The sequence below is a fragment of the Neotabrizicola paludis genome (genome assembly GCF_044142105.1).
GTDB lineage: Bacteria > Pseudomonadota > Alphaproteobacteria > Rhodobacterales > Rhodobacteraceae > Pseudogemmobacter.
Window position 1 is genome coordinate 722,367 of the sequence record NZ_JBGTYM010000001.1, and the last position, 17,440, is coordinate 739,806.

Here is a 17,440-nt window from a genome sequence, read left to right on the forward strand (position 1 = left end):
GTCCGGCGGGCCCGGGCGGGGTTTTCACATTGCCGCCCTGCCCGCGCGGCGCTAACAGGGGGCAGCACTCTACGGGACCAGGCGATGATCTACCGCGACGGCAAGGACTATCTCGAGGCGGCGCAGAAGCGCGTTCTCCTCTTTGGCATGTCCGGCCTTGGCAAGACCTATCTGTCGAACCTCCTGCGTGAAAGCCCGGGTCCGGCGGGCGGCTGGTTCCACTACTCGGTCGATTACCGCATCGGCACGCATTACATGGGCGAATACATCGCCGACATGTTCAAGCGCGAGGCGATGAAAGTGCCGCTCCTGCGCGAGCTTCTCTTGACGGACTCCGTCTATATCGCCTCGAACATCACCTTCGACAATCTGGCGCCGCTCTCCACCTATCTCGGTAAGCCGGGCGATCCGGCCAAGGGTGGCCTGCCCTTTGCCGAATATTGCCGCCGGCAAGAGGAGCACCGGGCCGCCGAAGTGGCTGCGACGCTGGACACGGCGCGCTTCATCAGCCGCGCGCAGGAACTGTATGGCTATGCGAATTTCATCTGCGACAGCTCCGGCTCGATCTGCGAGGTGGTCAGCCCCGACGATCCCGCCGACCCGGTCCTGGCGCAACTGGAAGACACGCTGCTGATGGTCTGGATCGAAGGGACCGAGGCGCATCGCGACCAGCTGATCGCGCGTTTCGACCGTGCGCCGAAGCCGATCTATTACAATCCGGCCTTCCTGGCGGGCCTCTGGGCCGAATACCTGGCCCAGACCGGCCTGCCCGAAGACCGCATCGACCCCGACGCCTTCCTGCGCTTCGGCTATGCCCGCCTGCTGGCCCATCGCCAGCCGCGCTACCGCGCCATGGCGCGGCGCGGCGTCACGGTGACGGCGGATGAAGTGGCCGGCGTCCGAATGCCTGGCGATTTCGACGCCCTGATCGCCCGCGCGCTGGACCGCCGCGCCGCTTGATCGGCCGCAGCCGCCGCCCCAGATAGACCCCGTTCGTTCGCAATAGGCCAAAGTCATGCCCATCACCCTGCCCGAAACCCTCCCCGCCTATGATGTCCTGCGGAACGAGGGCGTCATGGTGATGTCGCCCGACCGCGCCGCGCATCAGGACATCCGCCCGCTGCGCATCGGGCTGCTCAACCTGATGCCCAAGAAGATCCAGACCGAGAACCAGTTCGCCCGGCTGATCGGCGCCACGCCCTTGCAGATCGACCTGCACCTGATCCGCATGTCGGAACATCAGACCCGCAACACCGCGGCCGAACATATGGAAACCTTCTACCGCCCCTTCTCGGACGTGGCGGCCTCGGACGAGAAATTCGACGGGTTGATCATCACCGGCGCCCCGATCGAGCATCTCGCCTTCGAGGAGGTGACCTATTGGGATGAGCTGCTCCAGGTGATGGACTGGACGCAAAGCCATGTCCATTCCACCTTCGGCGTCTGCTGGGGCGGCATGGCGATGATCAACCATTTCCATCGCGTGCCCAAGCACATGCTCAAGGCCAAGGCCTTCGGCTGCTTCCGCCACCAGAACCTGGCCCCGACCTCGCCCTATCTGCGCGGCTTTTCGGATGATTTCGTCATCCCGGTCAGCCGCTGGACCGAGATGCGCGAGACCGAGATCGCGGCCGCGCCCGGCCTGCGCACGCTCCTGGGCAGCGACGAGGTCGGCCCCTGTCTGGTCGAGGACCCGGCGCATCGCGCGCTCTACATCTTCAACCATTTCGAGTATGACAGCGACACGCTGAAGCAGGAATATGATCGCGACGTTGCCAATGGCACGCCGATCAACGTGCCGATGAACTATTACCCCGACGACGATCCCGCGCGCCCGCCGCTGAACCGCTGGCGCAGCCATGCCCATCTGCTCTATGGCAACTGGATCAACGAAATCTACCAGACCACGCCCTTTGACATTGGCAAGATCGGGCACGGCTGACAGCAGGCGCCCGTTGCCTGGGCGCCTGACCGCCGCCATACTGGCGGCACATCCATGGAGGCCAAGATGACCCTGCCTTTCGACAGCGCGATCAGCCGCTACTTCAAGGAAGGCGCCCCGAAAGAGGTGCGCAAGGCCATCGAAACGGCCGACAAGGATGCGATCCTGTCCAAATCCTATCCCTATCGGGAAGAAATGAAGGGCAAGGAATACCTTGCCAAGATGGAAGAGCTGCAACTGGAACTTGCCCGGATGCAGGCCGATATCAAGGCCAGCGGCAAGCGGCTGGTCGTGCTGTTCGAGGGCCGCGATGCCGCCGGCAAGGGTGGCACCATCAAGGCCGTGACCGAGAATATGAACCCGCGCCAGGCCTTTGTCGTGGCGCTGTCAAAACCGACCGAACGCGAGGCCGGGCAATGGTATTTCCAGCGCTATATCGACTGGCTGCCCGCCAAGGGCGAGATCGCGCTCTTCGACCGGAGCTGGTACAACCGCGCCGTGATCGAGCATGTCTTCGGCTTCTGCACCGATGAGCAGCGCGCCAAGTTCTTCCGGCAACTGCCTGACTTCGAGGACATGATTGTCGACGAGGGCATCATCTTCCTGAAGATCTGGCTCGAGGTCGGCCGGGCCGAACAGCTCAAGCGTTTCCTCGACCGCGAAGAGGACCCGCTGAAACAGTGGAAACTGTCGCAGATCGACATCGACGGTCTGGCGAAATGGGATGACTATTGCACCGCGATCGACGAGACGATGGAGAAGACCAGCCGCAAGCGCGCGCCCTGGACGGTGATCCTGTCGGATGACAAGAAGCGCGCCCGCATCGCGGCGATCCAGTCGATCCTGCAGGCCGTCGATTACAAGGGCCGCGACCTGGCCAAGATCGGCACGCCCGACCCCGCCATCTGCGGCGGGCCAAAGCTCAGGCAGCAGGGCTGAAGTTGAAGCGCGGCTACCATCACGGCAATCTGCGCCAGGCCCTGGTCGAGGCTGCCCTGTCGCTGATCTCGGAAAAGGGGCCGCAGGGCTTTACCCTTTCCGAAGCGGCCAAGGCCGCCGATGTGACCCCCGCCGCCGTCTACCGCCATTTCACCGGGCGTGACGAGCTTCTGGCCGAAGTGGCCCGGCAGGGCTTCGACATTTTCGGCGCGCTGATGGAATATGCCTATGATCAGGGCCGCCCAACGGCGCTGGCGGCCTTCGAGGCGACGGGCCGCGCCTATCTGGCCTTCGCGCGCAAATATCCCGGCCATTATCAGGCGATGTTCGAAAGCGGCCTGTCCTTCGCCGACCATCCCGACCTGGCGCAGGTGTCGCGCAAGGCCTCGGAAACGCTGGATGCCGCCGCTGCGGGCCTGTCGCGCCACCTGCCCCCCGACCGCCGGCCGCCCGCCGCCATGGTCTCGGCCCATGTCCGCGCCTTCTCGCATGGCGTGGTGGAACTTTACGCCCGCGGCCCCGCCCCCGGACCCTTCGCGCCCGAAGACCTGCTGGAAGCCGGGATCGGCATCTATCTGCGCGGGCTGGGGCTGCTGCCGCCTGACAGATAGGCGAGAGGGACCCTCCCGGGGCGCTGCCCCCGGACCCCCGGGATATTTGCGAACAGAAGAACGGCGAAGAGCAGAGAGGGCGCGCGCCCCACTCTGCGCAGATATCTCCGCCGGCGGCCCAGCCGCCTAGCGGAACAGCACCAGCGCCGAGGGGCTCCAGGTCACCTCGACCTTGGTGCCAACCTCCAGCACCGGACGGCCCGGGACATTGCGCATCGACAGGCGCACTTCGACATCGGTGCCGCCCAGATAGACGTCGTAATAGGTCATGTCGCCGAAATAGATCACCTCGTCGATCAGCCCCGCAGTCGTGCGCTCGGTCGTGGTCTGGCCGGGATACAATAGCGTCAGCGTCTCGGGGCGCAGGCCGACGACCGGTGCCTCGCCACGCGCGGGCGGCGCCTGCGCGACATCCAGATCGACCCGCCCCAGCCCCTTGGCATCGACCGTGACCTTGCCGCCGCTTTCCGAGACGATCTCGCAGGGGATGAAATTCATCGTGCCGATGAAATCCGCCACCTTCTTGGAATTCGGGCGGCGGTAGAGGGTTTCAGGATCGGCCAGCTGCGCGATCTCGCCCTCGAACATCACCGCGATACGGTCCGACATGACCAGCGCCTCTTCCTGGTCATGCGTCACCAGGATGAAGGTGATGCCGACCTGGCGTTGCAGCTTGATCAGCTCGACCTGCATATGCTCGCGCATCTTCTTGTCCAGCGCGCTGAGCGGCTCGTCCAACAGAAGGACCTTGGGCTTCAGGATCAGCGCCCGGGCCAGGGCCACCCGCTGCCGCTGCCCGCCCGACAGCGCATGGGCCGCCCGGTTGCCATAGCCCTTGAGGCCGACCATCTCCAGCGCCTCGGCCACGGCCTTGGCCTTCTCGTCCTTCGAGCGCGGATCGCGGCGCAGGCCGAAGCCCACATTCTCGGCCACCGACATATGCGGGAAAATCGCATAGCTCTGGAACACCATATTGGTCGGCCGCGCATTGGCCGGGACATTGGCCATGGTCTTGCCGTCGATCAGCACCGCGCCCGAGGATATGTCCTCGAACCCCGCGATGGTGCGCAGAAGCGTGGTCTTGCCGCAGCCCGAGGGGCCCAGAAGCGAGAAGAACTCGCCCGCCCGGATCGTGCCGTTGATCCCGCGCAGCGCGTGATAGTCGCCATAGTATTTATGGACGTCCTTGAACTCGATCATCGTGGGTTTTTCGTCGGTTGTCACAGGAAGCCTCCGGAATCCTTGCCCCCTGTGCGGGCGATGCCGCGGCGGCGGAAATATTCTGCGATGGCGAGCAGGCAGATCGAGAAGGCGACGAGGATCGTGCCGAGCGCCAGCATGGCGGGCACTTTCGCCGGAAAGCGGAACTGCCCGAAGATATAGACGGAAAGCACGGGCTTGCCCGAGCCGAGGAAGTTGGCCACGACGAACTCGTCGATCGAGATCGTGAAGCAGATCAGGAAGCTTGCGATAATGCCGGGCATGACCAGCGGCAGGGTGATCAGCCGGAAGGTCGACCACGGCGTCTCGCCCAGATCCAGCGCCGCCTCCTCAAGCGACTTGTCCAGCGACTGGAAGGCCGAGGTCAGGATGGCGACGGCGAAGGGCATGCACAGAAGCACATGGCCCATGATGACCGTGCCGATCGACAGCGTGACGCCCAGCGACAGAAGAACCACCAGCAGCGCCAGCGCCACCACGATATCGGGCAGCACCATGGGCAGCATGATCATGCCCATCACAGGCGCTTTGCCGGGGAAATTGTAGCGCACCGAGGCCCGGGCGGCGAAGATGCCGAGCGCGGTCGAGATGGTCGCGGTCGAGAAGGCGATGATCAGGCTGCGCCCCAGCGCCTGACGCAGGTTCTGGTCGGCCCACATCTCGCCGAACCATTGCGTGGTAAAGCCCTTCAGCGGGAAGGCCACCACCGTGCCCGCGTTGAAGGCGAACAGGGGCAGGATCAGGATCGGCGCATAGAGGAAGAACAGATAGATCAGCGCGTAGGTCTTCAGTCCGAGGCCCTGTTTCATTTGCGGCCTCCCAGGAAGCGGCGGTTCAACAGGACGAAGATGAGCGAGATCACCGCCACAATGGTCATCGCCGCCACGGCGATGGCCGACCCCATGGCCTGATCGCGCTGTTTGAGCATCTGCGTTTCCATCAGGTTGGCGATCATCGGGGTCTTGCCGCCGCCGATCAGTTCGGGCGTCACATAATCGCCCACGGTCGGGATGAAGACGATAAGCACCGCCGCGATCACGCCGGGCAAGGACAGGGGCAAGGTCACGCGCAGGAAGGTCATCCAGCGGCTTTCGCCCAGATCCTGCCCCGCCTCAAGCAGCGAGCGATCGACCTTCTCCAGGCTGACAAAGATCGGCAGCACCGCGAAGGGCGCATAGGCATGCGCGAGCGTGATGATGATCGAGGCGACGCCGTTCGACAGGATATTGAGCTGCGTGTCCGACAGGCCAAGACCCATGACGATCGAGTCGACGATGCCGTCATAGCCCAGGATCGTGCGCCACAGCGAAACGCGGATGATGTAGCTGGTCCAGAACGGGATGGTGATCAGGAACAGCCACAGCGCCTTTTTCGACGGCTTGACATAGAAGCTGACATAGTAGGCGATCGGATAGGCCAGAAGCACCGTCGCCAGTGTGACCAGGAACGAGATCATCAGCGACCGGCCCATCAGCACGCGATAGATCGGCTTCTGCACCAGCTCGGTATAATTCTCGATGGTGAAGGGCAAGGAGACCGCGCCCTTTTCGCCGGTCAGGACCGAATAGATCACGACGGTCGCCAGCGGCGCGGCCAGCAGCAGCGCGGCATAGATCGCGGGCGGCGAGATCAGAAGCCAGCCCGACTTCGCCTCGGATGAGTTCGTCTGCGCCATCAGCCCCCCTGAGGCCCGGATTCCCGGTGCCGGACGTCTTTGTTTGATCAAATCTTGCCGCCGCAATATCGCCTTGGCAAGCCAGTTTCGGCTGGCCTTGCCAAATGTCCTAGCGAAAATCCTGCGGCGCAGGGGGCCGCTGCCGCCCGATGGGATGCGACAGCCTAGCTGCCAACGCGCTCGATGGCGATTGCCCGCTTTTTCAGCTCGTCATACAGCGTCGGCACGATGCGATGGCTGGACACGGCGACACGCAGCGCGTCGGAGAGCCGTTCTTCATTGGCCAGTGCGGCGGCCACGCGCCAGACCATGCGGCGGGCGACGCCATCGTCATAGACGATTTCGGTCTCGCCCTTGCGCTTGCGCCAGCCCAGGAAATCCGCGCCCCCATGGGGCGCGTGGAAAGACGTTTGGTGTCCCATTTTCAGGATCTCTTTTGACTGCAATCGATGCGGATCTGCCCGCATCATCACCATTCTTTGCCGCAGCCCCTGCCGTCAATTCGTCCGCGCATCACATACGCGGGATCGCCGCGCGAGGCCCGACCGGGGATGGGAAATCGAGTCATTTCCGCCACGCCCGCCGAAATCTGGCCACGGTGGCGCCACAATCTTGCCACAATTTCGCCCGGCTCAGACCGCCAGATCGGCGGGCGGATGGGCCAGCAGCCGGGCCAGCGTTGCCAGCGCGCGCTCGAATTCGTGTTTGGGCAGATGTCCCGCCACCGCGACCCGCACGGCATTGGGCGCGCGCCCTCCGACCAGCGCATATTCATCCGCGGGGCGCACCAGCACACCCTCCGCCTCGGCCATGCGGGTGAAGGTCGAGGCGCGCCAGCCCAGCGGCAGTGACAGCCAGACGAAGGGCACGCCCTGTTGCCAGCGCAGGTCATACCCGCCCAGCAGGTTCACCATGGTCTGCAAGCGTTCGGCAAAGATCGACTGGACCCGCGTGCGTATCTCATGCGCGGCGCCACTCGAGAACAGCCGCAGGCACATTTCCGAAACCGGGCGGCCCAGGGCGAAGAACCCGTATTGCGCCGAAAGCCGTGCCGCTTCGCCCATGCCGACCGGGCAGATCACGAAGCCAAAGCGCAGCGCGGCCGACAGCGTCTTCGACACGGATGAAACCAGCCAGACCCGCTCGGGCGCCAGGGCGCGCAGGCTGGGAATGTCGCTTTCCGCGACCGAGTAACAATCGTCTTCCAGGATCTGAAGGTCGTAGCTGCGCGCGATCGCCGCAATCCGTGCCCGTCGCTCGACCGGCATCCGGCCCGTGCTCGGGTTCTGCGCCTCGGTCGTCAGGCACAGAAGCTGCGGGCCATGGCGGCGGCAGGCGGCTTCCAGTGCCTCGGGCACGATGCCCTGATCGTCGATCTCCACCGCGACGACCTCTGCCCGGGCCGAACGCGCGGCATAGCGGAAGCCCGGATAGGCCAGTTCCTCGATCAGCACCACCGGCCGGTCCCCGCGCAGGACGCAGTCCAGGATCAGCGTGACCGCGTTCTGTCCACCATGGGTCAGCGCGACGTCCTCTGGCCCACAGGGTCCCAGCAGCCGGTCGCCCATCCAGCGGATGATTTCCGCCCGCAGCGCCGCCTCGCCGCGCTGGGTGGTATAATCGAGCCAGCCTGTATCGGTACAATCCGCCATTTGCATCAATACAGTCCGAAAGGCCTCGGCCTGCCCCACTTCCGGCACTTGCGGCGGGCGCAGATCGACAATGCCGGTGCTGCCGCCGCTCACCCGTTCGGTATAAAGTGGCTGGGTCGGTCCAAGCCGCGGGCGCTGCGCTGCGACAAAGGTGCCGCGCCCGACCGTCGCGGCCAAAAGTCCTTCCTGTGTCGCGAGTTGGTAGGCACGCGCCACCGTTCCCGGCGTCAGGTTCAGCCGCCAGGCCAGGTCACGCACCGTCGGCAATTGCGTGCCCTGCGGCAAGTCGCCCTGACGGATCGCGTCGCGCAACGCGCGGGACAGGCCCTGATATTTGGGTCCCGGATAGGCGTCGAGGTCAGGTTTCCAACTTGTATCCGTCACAATGTATCTCTGGCGACTCAATCCGGGGATTTGTTATAGGGGATGTACCAGATATCAAAGATTGTATCAACACAAACAGAAGGAGGGGCAAGATGCCCCGCAGCACCGCGCTCTCGCCCGCCCCGACCACCGCCCTGCCGCCCGTGTCGCGCGCCCTTGTGGCCGTCGCCATGACACTCGCCGCTTGGGAACAGCGCCGCCTCTCGCGCCGCGCCCTGTCGCGTCTGGACACCCATATGCTGCGCGATGTCGGCCTTTCGGTACAATCGCGCGCGGATGAGACCGCGAAACCCTTCTGGCGCGAATGACCGCGCCTTCCGCCATGCTCCCCTGAGCAGACTTCGGGGCCGGGAAACCGGCCCCTTTTTTATGCCCGAACGCTGGCGCCATCCGGGCCAAAGAAAAAGGCCCGCCAGAACGGCGGGCCTTTCGCAAGATTGTCCGAAACTCAGCGCTTCGAGAACTGGAAGGACCGGCGCGCCTTCGGCTTGCCGTATTTCTTCCGCTCGACCACGCGGCTGTCGCGGGTCAGGAAGCCCGCGGCCTTCAGCGCCGGGCGCAGCGAGGGTTCGTAAAGTTGCAGCGCCTTCGAGATGCCGTGCTTCACCGCACCGGCCTGACCCGACAGACCGCCGCCGGAAACCGTGGCGATCACATCGAACTGGCCTTCGACATTGGCGATCTGGAACGGCTGGCGCAGGATCATCTGCAGCACCGGACGGGCAAAGTATTCCGAATAGTCGATGAACTTGCCCTTGTTGTTCCGGATCAGGAACTTGCCCGAACCCGGCTTGACCCAGACACGGGCGACCGCATCCTTGCGCTTGCCGGTGGCATAGGCGCGGCCCAGCTTGTCGCGGACCGGGGCACGGGGGGCGGCGGCTTCGGCCGGGGCCGCAACCGCACCCACCGCCGATTTCAGATCGTCGAGAGACTTGATATCAGCCATGGCTTCACGCGCTCCGGGTGTTCTTCGGGTTCAGCGGCTTCACGTCCAGGACGGTCGGCTGCTGAGCTTCATGGGGATGGGCGGCGCCGGCATAGACGCGCAGGTTCGACATCTGCTGACGGCCCAGACGGTTGCGGGTGATCATCCGCTCGACGGCCTTTTCCACCACGCGCTCGGGGTGGGCACCTTCCAGCACCTGCCGCGCGGTGCGCTGCTTGATGCCGCCGGGATGGCCGGTGTGCCAGTAATAGACCTTGTCGTCGCGCTTCTTGCCGGTCATCTGCACCTTGTCGGCGTTGATGACGATGACATTGTCACCCATGTCCATATGGGGGGTGAAGGTCGGCTTGTTCTTGCCGCGCAGAATATTGGCGACGATCGTGGCGAGGCGGCCCAGAACGACGCCCTCGGCGTCGATCAGGATCCACTTCTTCTCGATGTCCGCCGGAGTAGCGGTGAAGGTTTTCATCGTGGTTCCTACGGAAAATGCGAGGGGTTGGCCCCCGGAATCTCGGATGCGGGCTTATCGCCGAAGCCCTGCATAGGGTCAAGCGCAGAACGGAATATAATATTTATAAAAATCAATAACTTGACATGTGAGGTATTAATTTACCCCAAATCAACGCAGCTTTGGCGGCCTCGCCTCATCCATCCCGGGCGCCAGAGGCACCGGCCTGGCCCGCTCCGGCTCGGGCAGGTCGAAGCGCAGGCCCACCCGCATGAGCACCGCCACAAGCGGGCTGTCCGCCGCCGGAAAGACCACATCCAGCTCGCCCGCCTCGATGCCGGAAAAGATCAGCGCCTCGCGCACGGCCTGCGCCAAGGCAGGTTCCGCGCCGGGGGCGGCCGCGACAAAGGCCAGCAGATGCCCGCGCCGCCCGCCCTGATAGCGCACCCCCGCCAGCAGCGCCGCCTGCGCCAGCCCGCCCGCCTTCGCCAGTTTCGCATCCAGCCCGGTGACCAAGGCTTCCGGGGCCGATGGCGGCAGCACTTCTTCCGGCACGCCCTCCGCCTCTTCCGGCCCGCCTTCCAGCGTGCCTGCCAGCCAGTCCAGCGCCTCGGGCGGCAGCAGCATTTCCGAAGGCGCCACGCCCAGATTCACCCCCAGCCCGATCCCCTGCCCCGCTAGCTGCGCCGCGATCACCCGTCCAGGCAGCGCCGCGTAGGGCGCGATGCCGCCCGAGAACTCGGCCAGACGCTCCTCGCGGTCAAAGACCAGAACCACCGGACCGCTTTCCAGTGGAAAGATACGGGGGTCGATCGTCTCGCCCTCCGCCTCGCGCGCCAGCAGCAGGAACATCTCGCCATCGGCCAGCCGCTCGAAAAAGCGCAGGCGCAGGGTCTCGTTCTCGGGATCGGCCGACAGGGCCGCATGGGCGGCATCCAGAAGCGTGGCGACGGTCATTCATCCTCCAGCGCCGCACGCACGGCGGCTTGCAATTCGGGCACAAGCTCGGCCTCGAACCAGGGATTGCGCTTGAGCCACCCCGTATTCCGCCAGGACGGATGCGGCAAGGGGAAGGTGCCGCGCGCCGCCAGCGCCCGCCAATTGCCGACATGGGCCGAAACCGGCCCCGGCGCCAGATGCCAGCGCATCGCCGCCCCGCCCACCGCCAGAACCAGCCGCAGCCGCGGCAGACCCGCCATCACCCGCGCCCGCCAGGTCGCGGCGCAGATCGGCGGCGGCGGCAGATCAGCCCCTTTGGCGTCATAGCCGGGAAAGCAGAAGGCCATCGGCACGATCGCCACCCGGTTCAGGTCATAGAATTCCGCCTCGGACAGCCCGGTCCAGGCCCGCAGCCTGTCGCCCGAGGGGTCGGTGAAGGGCTTGCCCGAGGCATGGACCCGCGCCCCCGGCGCCTGCCCGGCGATCAGCACCCTCGCCTGCGGCGCGAACCAGACCACCGGGCGCGGCTCATGATGCGTTTCCGTCGCGGCAAAGCGCGCCGCACACAGTCGGCAGGCGCGGATCTCTGCCGCGAGTTCCTCCAGATGCTGCGGAGCCTGCATCACGTCCCCCCATTCCTAGCGGTCGCCATTCTTGCACCCCGCCGCCGCGATCGGCTAGACCGGGGCGAAAGACAGGTGTCGCGATGTATCGCATTTCTCCCCATGTCCGCCATTTCGGCCAGGCCCTGCTCGCAGGCGTCGGGCTTGCGACGCTCTGGGTCAATCTCGCGCCGGAAAGCTACTACGATTTCATCGAATGGCGGCTGGCCGACCTGCCCCTCCCCGCATGGATGTGGCACATGGCCGTCAGCCTGACGCCGCTGATGATCGTCACCGACATCCTCATGGCCGCCTTTTTCTTCTTCATCGGCAAGGAATTGTGGGAGGCGCTGATCCTGGAACGCGGCGCGCTTTCGGGCCGCCGCGCCGCCCTGCCCGCCGCGATGACCCTGGGTGGCATGCTGGGGGCGGCGCTGGTCTGGCTGATCCTCCAGGCGCTGATCGAAACCGCGGCCGAGGCCGTGCCCGGCGGCGGCTGGACCGTGCCCCTGGGCAGCGACACGGTGCTGGCCTATCTGATCGGGCGCCGGCTGTTCGGCCCCGGCCACCCTGCCCTGCACCTCCTTCTCCTTCTTGCCATCGCCACCGACATCCTGGCCCTCGTGACCCTGGGCCTCGCCAACCCGCATCTGTCGATTCGGCTGCTCTGGCTGGCCCTTCCCCTTGCCGCCAGCCTGACCGTCTGGCGGTTCCATGCCCGCCGCCTTGGCCCCCAGGCAACCGAGCGCGACAGGCGCGCCGCCCTTGCCCTCTGGCCCTATCTCGTCGCGGGCGCGCTGTCGTGGTTCGGGGTCGCGGCGTCGGGCCTGCCCGGCGCGCTTGGCCTTCTGCCGGTGATCCCCGCCATTGCCCATGCCGACCGCAGCTTCGGCCTTTTCGCCGAGGCCGAGGGCTTCCTGCACGACCCGCTCAACCGGCTCGCCCATCTGCTCGCCCGGCCGCTGGCCGCGATCCTCTTCCTTTTCGGCCTGTTGCGCGGCGGCGTCGACCTCATGGCCTTCGCGCCCACCACGCTTGTCCTGCTGGGCAGCCTCTGGATCGGCAAGCCCCTGGGCATGATCGCCGCTGCCGTCGCCCTCGCCGCCGCCACCGGCGAGCGCTTGCCGCCCGGCGTCAGCCTGGCCGATCTTGGCCGCATCGCCGTGATCCTTGCCATGGGCTTCACCGTCCCGGCCATCGCCATCGACGCGTCCCTGCCCGGCGGCGCCATGCAGGAAGCCGCCCGCCTTGGCCTCGCCCTCAGCCTCCTTGCCGGTCCCGCCGCCCTTCTTCTGCTGCGGCCCGCCGGTCGCAACGCCGCATCGACGTGACCGCCGCCGCCGCTGCGCCATTGCCAGCCCCCCCATTTTCTCGACATAATGAGGCCGCAAAAGCCTGTCATCGCTGCAAGGAAGGCAGGAACCGGACCTTAACGAAGGTCTGGCAGGGTCGGGCGGGCCAACCGCATCACCCGCATCAGGGGCAGGCCGGACGGCGGCGCAACCGCCGGTCGGCGCAAGGGGCGAGATGATCGAGTTCGACACTGTCTCCAAGTCGTTCTGGACCGGCAAGCGCCGCAAGGTCATCCTCGACCGCGCCAGCTTCCGGGTCGAGCTGGGCCGCTCCCTCGGCATCCTCGCCCATAATGGCGCGGGCAAGACCACGATCATCCAGATGATGGCCGGGCTGGAAAAACCCGATGAAGGCCGCATCACCAAGTCCTGCCGCGTCTCCTTCCCGCTGGGCTTCATGGGGGGCGTCTCCAGCAAGCATTCCGCCTTGCAGAATTGCCGCGACATCGCGCGCCTCTATTCTCTCGACCCCGATTACGTCGAAAGCTTCTGCCGCTGGCTCTGCGGGCTTGGCGAATATTTCGAGATGCCGATCTCGACCTATTCCTCGGGCATGAAATCGCGCTTCACCTTCTCGCTCATGCTGGCGATCGAATTCGACATCTACCTCATCGACGAGGGCATGCCCTCGACCTCGGATGTCGAGTTCAACCGCAAGGCCGGCACGATCCTGCGCGAGCGGCTGAAGAATTCCACCGTGGTCATCGTCTCGCATCAGCCCGGCACGCTTGAAAAATTCTGCCGCCAGGCCGCGGTGCTGCGCAATGGCCAGATGTATATGTTCGACACTCTCGAAGAAGCGAAGCGTCTCTATGACTATGCTTAAGGCCGCCCGGTTCCATATCCGCCGGCCCGATCCGGCCAGCCCGCCGCCCGCCGCCCCGGCCGCGGACCCCGCCACGCCGCCCCAGGCCGCGCGCGCGGCAGCCGCCTCCGGCCCGGCGGCCGAGATGCTCTTCGACAACCATGATGACGGTTTCGGCAACCAGGTCTTCCCGACCGCGGCGGCGAACGCGGCCCCGGTCGAGGCGGTCAGCCCCGCCGATCCGGTCGAAGCCTCGCTCGACGCCATCCGCCGCGAAGGGCTGACCGGGCGCCAGCTGCGCGCCGCCCGCCGCATCGCACAGCGCCGCAACCTGCCCGCCACGTCCGATTACGATGCCGTGCGCCTGCTGCGCGAGGCCGGGATCGACCCGTTCCAGCGCGCCTCGATGCTGGAACTCGTCACCGCCGAAGGCGATCCCGCCGCGTCCGCCGCCACGGGCCGTGCCCTGACCCCGCTGCCCGGCGATGGCGTCCGCCTGCCGCAGACCGTCAAGCCGATCCAGCTTCCCTCGACCGAGCAGCGGGCCGAGGTCAACCACGCCGCCGAAATCCTGAAAATGCAGGCCGAACTGGCGAAACGCCGCCGCCGCCGGCTGGCGCTCCTCTTCGCGCGGATGTTCGTCTTCGTCTTCTTCCCGACGATCGTCGCGGGCTGGTATTTCGCCTATGTCGCGACCCCGTTCTATTCCACCCATTCCGAATTCCAGATCAAGCAATCGGAACCCCCGGCCGCCGCGGGCATGGGCAGCATGCTGTCGGGCACGCCCATGGCCGCGGCGCAGGATTCCATCGCCGTGCAGGGCTATCTGCAAAGCCGCGAGGCCCTGCAGCGGCTCGAGGCGGATCTTGGCTTCCGCACGCATTTCCAGGGGCCGGGGATCGACCCGCTCCTGCGCCTGCCCGCCGATGCCACGCTGGAAGCCGCCTATAAACTGTACCGGAAATACGTTCAGATCTCCTATGATCCCACCGAAGGGATCATCAAGATGGATGTCATGGCGGCCGATCCCGCTTTGTCCGAGGAATGGTCCAAACAGCTGATCGCCTATGCCGAGGAACAGGTCGATCACCTGACGCAACGCCTGCGCGAAGACCAGATGCAGGGAGCACAGGAAAGCTATAACGAGGCCGAACAGGCGGTGCGGGATGCGCAGCGCCGCGTGGTCGAGTTGCAGGAGAAATACAAGATCCTGTCCTCGGATGTCGAAGTCGGGCTGCTGACGACGCAGATCGGCGCACTGGAAACCCAGCTCACCCAGGAAAAGCTGGCTCTTGCGCAGATGGAGGCCAACGCCACCCCGAACCAGGCGCGGATGGAGCCGGTCAAGCGCCGCATCGTCACGCTGGAAGACGAGATTGCCCGCCTGCGGGCGCGGCTGACCGAAGGCAACGGCACGGATGCCGGGCTTGCCGAAGTGCAGGGCGATCTTTTCGTCGCCCAGGCCGATGTGACCACGCGTCAGGCCATCCTGGGCCAGGCCCTGCAAGCGATGGAGAATGCCAGGGTCGAGGCCAATCGCCAGGTCCGCTATCTGACGCCCTCTGTCTCGCCCGTTGCGCCGGATGTCGCCACCTATCCGCGCGTCTTCGAGAATACCCTCGTCACGCTGTTGATCCTTCTGGGCATCTACCTCATGGTCTCGATGACCGTGGCGATCCTGCGCGAGCAGGTCTCGTCCTGACAGATCGGGATTGATGCGATGAAACGCGTGAAGATCGGCGGCTTGACCGCCGGCAATGACCTGCCCCTGGTGCTGATCGCCGGGCCCTGCCAGTTGGAAAGCCTCGACCATGCCCAGATGATCGCCGGGCAGATGGCCGAGGCCTGCAAGGCGGCCGGCGCGGGCTATGTCTTCAAGGCCAGCTATGACAAGGCGAACCGGACCTCACTTTCGGGGCGGCGCGGCATGGGGATGGAGGCGGGGCTCAAGGTTCTCGCCGCGATCCGTGCCACGGGCATTCCCGTCCTGACCGATGTCCATGATGCCGGTCAGGCGGTCGAGGCGGCGACGGTGGTCGATGTGATCCAGATCCCGGCCTTCCTCTGCCGCCAGACCGACCTGCTGCTGGCCGCCGGAAAGACCGGCGCGGTGGTCAATGTGAAGAAGGGTCAGTTCCTCGCGCCCTGGGACATGGCGAATGTCGCCGACAAGGTCGCCTCGACCGGCAATGAGCGCATCCTTCTCACCGAGCGCGGGGTCAGCTTCGGCTACAATACCCTCGTCGCCGATATGCGCGCCCTGCCGATCATGGCCCGTACCGGCTGGCCGGTGATCATGGACGCCACCCATTCGGTGCAGCAACCCGGTGGCCAAGGCGGTTCTTCCGGCGGCCAGCGCGAATTCGCGCCGGTCATGGCCCGCGCCGCCGTGTCGCTGGGCGTGGCGGGCGTCTTCATCGAAACCCATGAAGACCCTGACCGGGCGCCATCCGACGGACCGAACATGGTGCCCTTAGCCCAGATGCCCGCACTGGTCGCCAGCCTGATGGCCTTCGACCGGCTGGCCAAGGCCGATCCGCTGCACGTCTGATCCGGCGCGATTCGTGCCCCTTGGTGAATGCCCGCGCCCCGCGCCCGTGAACGGCGCGGCGGAAGACGTTTGGAAGACAATCGGAAGACGTTCGGAAGACCGTCGCCAGATGCCCGTAAGCGCCAGTTAACGCCGCGTTCCCAAGGGCTTGCGCCCCTCAGGCCACCTGCCCCGCCGCCCAGCCGCTCGACCAGGCCCATTGAAAATTATACCCGCCCAGCCACCCGGTCACATCGACGACTTCGCCCACGAAATACAGGCCCGGCACCGCCTTGGCCGCCATCGTCCGGGCATCCAGACACTCGGTATCCACGCCGCCCAGCGTAACCTCGGCCGTCCGGTATCCTTCAGACCCGACAGGCTTCAGCCGCCAATCCTGCAAGCCCTGCGCCACGCGGTCCAGGGCATCGCTGCGCATCTCGGCCAAGGGGCCGGAAAGCCTTGAAATTTCAGCCATATGTCGCGCCAGGCGTTCCGGCAGCAGCCCCGCCAGCGCGGTGGAAAGCTGCGCTTTGCCCGACCGCGCCTTGGCCGCCCGCAAGGCCCCCGCCGCATCGACGCCTGGCAGAAGATTGACCGAAATCTCCTCGCCCTCGCGCCAATAGCTTGAGATTTGCAGCACCGCCGGACCAGACAGCCCGCGATGGGTGAAAAGCAACGCCTCGTCAAAGCCCTTGCGCCCGCAACTCACCCGCCCGGGCAAGGAGACGCCCGCCAGAGGCCGCAGCCAGTCCAGCTCCTGCTCGGCAAAGGTCAGCGGCACCAGCGCAGGCCGCGTCTCGGTCACCGCCATCCCGAAATCGCGCGCGATCTGATACCCCTGCCCCGACGCCCCCATCTTCGGGATGGATTTGCCACCGGTCGCCACCACGACCGCCGCGGCTTCCTGAACCCCTCTGGCAGTTTCCACAGCAAAATCAGGACCTTTGCGGCTTACGGCGCCCAGGGTGCACCCCGTCCAAAGCGTCACCTCCGCCTCTGCCATCTCGCGGCGCAGCCAGTCTACAACCTGCGTCGCCGGTCCGTCGCAGAACAGCTGTCCCAAGGTCTTCTCATGCCAGGCGATTCCCGCCGCATCCATGCGCGCGATGAAATCCCATTGGGTGAACCGCTTCAGCGCCGACAGCGCAAAGCGCGGATTTTGCCCAAGGAATCGATCCACCGCGATTTCGCGATTGGTGAAATTGCAGCGTCCCCCGCCCGAGATTCGAATCTTCTCACCCGGTTTCGCCGCGTGTTCCACCACCAGAACCCGCCTTCCGCGCCGTCCAGCCTCGATCGCGGCCATCATCCCGGCCGCCCCGGCCCCAAGAACGATCACATCCCACGCCATTTGCCTCAAAACCCCTCTTGCAGCCCCCGAGACCACC

General features: G+C 65.8%; 19 protein-coding genes. 9 read left to right on the forward strand and 10 right to left on the reverse strand.

Annotated features, from left to right (window positions below):
- The first annotated feature begins 84 nt into the window (after nt 1-84).
- The 4 genes from ACED67_RS03415 to ACED67_RS03430 all read left to right on the forward strand — a co-directional run bounded on the left by ACED67_RS03415 (nt 85) and on the right by ACED67_RS03430 (nt 3,492).
- Nucleotides 85-960: an ATPase gene (locus tag ACED67_RS03415; protein WP_395540125.1), complete on the forward strand. Its 876-nt coding sequence runs from the start codon at nt 85-87 to the stop codon at nt 958-960.
- Nucleotides 961-1,015: 55 nt separating this feature from the next.
- Nucleotides 1,016-1,942, forward strand: coding sequence for a homoserine O-acetyltransferase MetA (gene metA, locus ACED67_RS03420; RefSeq protein WP_395540126.1), 927 nt, complete (start codon nt 1,016-1,018; stop codon nt 1,940-1,942).
- Nucleotides 1,943-2,008: 66 nt separating this feature from the next.
- On the forward strand, nt 2,009-2,881 hold the full coding sequence (ppk2, locus tag ACED67_RS03425) for a polyphosphate kinase 2 (RefSeq protein WP_395540127.1): 873 nt from the start codon (nt 2,009-2,011) through the stop codon (nt 2,879-2,881).
- On the forward strand, nt 2,878-3,492 hold the full coding sequence (locus ACED67_RS03430; RefSeq protein WP_395540466.1) for a TetR/AcrR family transcriptional regulator: 615 nt from the start codon (nt 2,878-2,880) through the stop codon (nt 3,490-3,492). Before ppk2 ends, ACED67_RS03430 begins: the two co-directional genes overlap by 4 nt.
- A gap of 126 nt (nt 3,493-3,618) precedes the next feature.
- Here the strand turns inward: ACED67_RS03430 and ACED67_RS03435 are convergent, their stop codons facing one another.
- The 5 genes from ACED67_RS03435 to ACED67_RS03455 all read right to left on the reverse strand — a co-directional run bounded on the left by ACED67_RS03435 (nt 3,619) and on the right by ACED67_RS03455 (nt 8,424).
- Entirely contained in the window at nt 3,619-4,716 is a 1,098-nt protein-coding gene (locus tag ACED67_RS03435; RefSeq protein ID WP_395540128.1) for an ABC transporter ATP-binding protein, read from the reverse strand.
- Nucleotides 4,713-5,522 (reverse strand): ABC transporter permease, encoded by an 810-nt coding sequence (locus tag ACED67_RS03440; protein WP_395540129.1) that lies wholly within the window; start codon nt 5,520-5,522, stop codon nt 4,713-4,715. Before ACED67_RS03440 ends, ACED67_RS03435 begins: the two co-directional genes overlap by 4 nt.
- Nucleotides 5,519-6,388: an ABC transporter permease gene (locus ACED67_RS03445; protein WP_395540130.1), complete on the reverse strand. Its 870-nt coding sequence runs from the start codon at nt 6,386-6,388 to the stop codon at nt 5,519-5,521. Before ACED67_RS03445 ends, ACED67_RS03440 begins: the two co-directional genes overlap by 4 nt.
- A gap of 164 nt (nt 6,389-6,552) precedes the next feature.
- The gene (locus ACED67_RS03450; protein ID WP_395540131.1) at nt 6,553-6,810 is read right to left on the reverse strand and encodes a hypothetical protein; all 258 of its coding nucleotides are present in this window, start codon (nt 6,808-6,810) and stop codon (nt 6,553-6,555) included.
- Nucleotides 6,811-7,020: 210 nt separating this feature from the next.
- On the reverse strand, nt 7,021-8,424 hold the full coding sequence (locus ACED67_RS03455) for an aminotransferase-like domain-containing protein (RefSeq protein ID WP_395540132.1): 1,404 nt from the start codon (nt 8,422-8,424) through the stop codon (nt 7,021-7,023).
- 92 nt (nt 8,425-8,516) lie between these two features.
- Here ACED67_RS03455 and ACED67_RS03460 point away from each other — a divergent pair, with 92 nt between their 5' ends.
- Nucleotides 8,517-8,732, forward strand: a complete 216-nt coding sequence (locus ACED67_RS03460) for a YjiS-like domain-containing protein (protein WP_395540133.1) — start codon at nt 8,517-8,519, stop codon at nt 8,730-8,732.
- Nucleotides 8,733-8,872: 140 nt separating this feature from the next.
- Here the strand turns inward: ACED67_RS03460 and rpsI are convergent, their stop codons facing one another.
- The 4 genes from rpsI to ACED67_RS03480 form a co-directional block, all read right to left on the reverse strand.
- A complete protein-coding gene (gene rpsI, locus ACED67_RS03465) occupies nt 8,873-9,373 on the reverse strand; it encodes a 30S ribosomal protein S9 (protein WP_395540134.1) in 501 nt (166 codons plus the stop codon).
- A 4-nt stretch (nt 9,374-9,377) separates the two neighbouring features.
- On the reverse strand, nt 9,378-9,842 hold the full coding sequence (rplM, locus tag ACED67_RS03470) for a 50S ribosomal protein L13 (RefSeq protein WP_395540135.1): 465 nt from the start codon (nt 9,840-9,842) through the stop codon (nt 9,378-9,380).
- 150 nt (nt 9,843-9,992) lie between these two features.
- Nucleotides 9,993-10,778: an SseB family protein gene (locus ACED67_RS03475; protein ID WP_395540136.1), complete on the reverse strand. Its 786-nt coding sequence runs from the start codon at nt 10,776-10,778 to the stop codon at nt 9,993-9,995.
- A complete protein-coding gene (locus ACED67_RS03480; protein ID WP_395540137.1) occupies nt 10,775-11,383 on the reverse strand; it encodes a uracil-DNA glycosylase family protein in 609 nt (202 codons plus the stop codon). The genes ACED67_RS03475 and ACED67_RS03480 overlap by 4 nt, the downstream gene beginning before the upstream one ends.
- An 83-nt stretch (nt 11,384-11,466) precedes the next feature.
- Between ACED67_RS03480 and ACED67_RS03485 the strand changes: the two genes are divergently transcribed.
- The 4 genes from ACED67_RS03485 to kdsA all read left to right on the forward strand — a co-directional run bounded on the left by ACED67_RS03485 (nt 11,467) and on the right by kdsA (nt 16,070).
- Entirely contained in the window at nt 11,467-12,693 is a 1,227-nt protein-coding gene (locus ACED67_RS03485) for a Na+/H+ antiporter NhaA (protein ID WP_395540138.1), read from the forward strand.
- 196 nt (nt 12,694-12,889) lie between these two features.
- Complete coding sequence (locus ACED67_RS03490) at nt 12,890-13,540, forward strand: ABC transporter ATP-binding protein (protein ID WP_395540139.1); 651 nt, start codon at nt 12,890-12,892, stop codon at nt 13,538-13,540.
- Nucleotides 13,527-15,221, forward strand: a complete 1,695-nt coding sequence (locus ACED67_RS03495; protein ID WP_395540140.1) for a KpsE/RkpR family capsule polysaccharide export protein — start codon at nt 13,527-13,529, stop codon at nt 15,219-15,221. The genes ACED67_RS03490 and ACED67_RS03495 overlap by 14 nt, the downstream gene beginning before the upstream one ends.
- Before the next feature lie 18 nt (nt 15,222-15,239).
- Entirely contained in the window at nt 15,240-16,070 is an 831-nt protein-coding gene (gene kdsA, locus ACED67_RS03500; RefSeq protein WP_395540141.1) for a 3-deoxy-8-phosphooctulonate synthase, read from the forward strand.
- A gap of 157 nt (nt 16,071-16,227) precedes the next feature.
- Here the strand turns inward: kdsA and ACED67_RS03505 are convergent, their stop codons facing one another.
- Nucleotides 16,228-17,403: a BaiN/RdsA family NAD(P)/FAD-dependent oxidoreductase gene (locus ACED67_RS03505; RefSeq protein ID WP_395540142.1), complete on the reverse strand. Its 1,176-nt coding sequence runs from the start codon at nt 17,401-17,403 to the stop codon at nt 16,228-16,230.
- Between the last annotated feature and the right edge of the window lie 37 nt (nt 17,404-17,440).

Excerpts from the sequence above, each read along its gene's own strand:
- ACED67_RS03415 (WP_395540125.1), top strand. The coding sequence starts at position 85 with ATGATCTACCGCGACGGCAAGGACTATCTCGAGGCGGCGCAGAAGCGC.
- metA (WP_395540126.1), top strand. The coding sequence starts at position 1,016 with ATGCCCATCACCCTGCCCGAAACCCTCCCCGCCTATGATGTCCTGCGG.
- ppk2 (WP_395540127.1), top strand. The coding sequence starts at position 2,009 with ATGACCCTGCCTTTCGACAGCGCGATCAGCCGCTACTTCAAGGAAGGC.
- ACED67_RS03440 (WP_395540129.1), bottom strand. The coding sequence starts at position 5,522 with ATGAAACAGGGCCTCGGACTGAAGACCTACGCGCTGATCTATCTGTTC.
- ACED67_RS03445 (WP_395540130.1), bottom strand. The coding sequence starts at position 6,388 with ATGGCGCAGACGAACTCATCCGAGGCGAAGTCGGGCTGGCTTCTGATC.
- ACED67_RS03450 (WP_395540131.1), bottom strand. The coding sequence starts at position 6,810 with ATGGGACACCAAACGTCTTTCCACGCGCCCCATGGGGGCGCGGATTTC.
- ACED67_RS03460 (WP_395540133.1), top strand. The coding sequence starts at position 8,517 with ATGCCCCGCAGCACCGCGCTCTCGCCCGCCCCGACCACCGCCCTGCCG.
- rpsI (WP_395540134.1), bottom strand. The coding sequence starts at position 9,373 with ATGGCTGATATCAAGTCTCTCGACGATCTGAAATCGGCGGTGGGTGCG.
- rplM (WP_395540135.1), bottom strand. The coding sequence starts at position 9,842 with ATGAAAACCTTCACCGCTACTCCGGCGGACATCGAGAAGAAGTGGATC.
- ACED67_RS03475 (WP_395540136.1), bottom strand. The coding sequence starts at position 10,778 with ATGACCGTCGCCACGCTTCTGGATGCCGCCCATGCGGCCCTGTCGGCC.
- ACED67_RS03480 (WP_395540137.1), bottom strand. The coding sequence starts at position 11,383 with ATGCAGGCTCCGCAGCATCTGGAGGAACTCGCGGCAGAGATCCGCGCC.
- ACED67_RS03485 (WP_395540138.1), top strand. The coding sequence starts at position 11,467 with ATGTATCGCATTTCTCCCCATGTCCGCCATTTCGGCCAGGCCCTGCTC.
- ACED67_RS03490 (WP_395540139.1), top strand. The coding sequence starts at position 12,890 with ATGATCGAGTTCGACACTGTCTCCAAGTCGTTCTGGACCGGCAAGCGC.
- ACED67_RS03495 (WP_395540140.1), top strand. The coding sequence starts at position 13,527 with ATGACTATGCTTAAGGCCGCCCGGTTCCATATCCGCCGGCCCGATCCG.
- kdsA (WP_395540141.1), top strand. The coding sequence starts at position 15,240 with ATGAAACGCGTGAAGATCGGCGGCTTGACCGCCGGCAATGACCTGCCC.
- ACED67_RS03505 (WP_395540142.1), bottom strand. The coding sequence starts at position 17,403 with ATGGCGTGGGATGTGATCGTTCTTGGGGCCGGGGCGGCCGGGATGATG.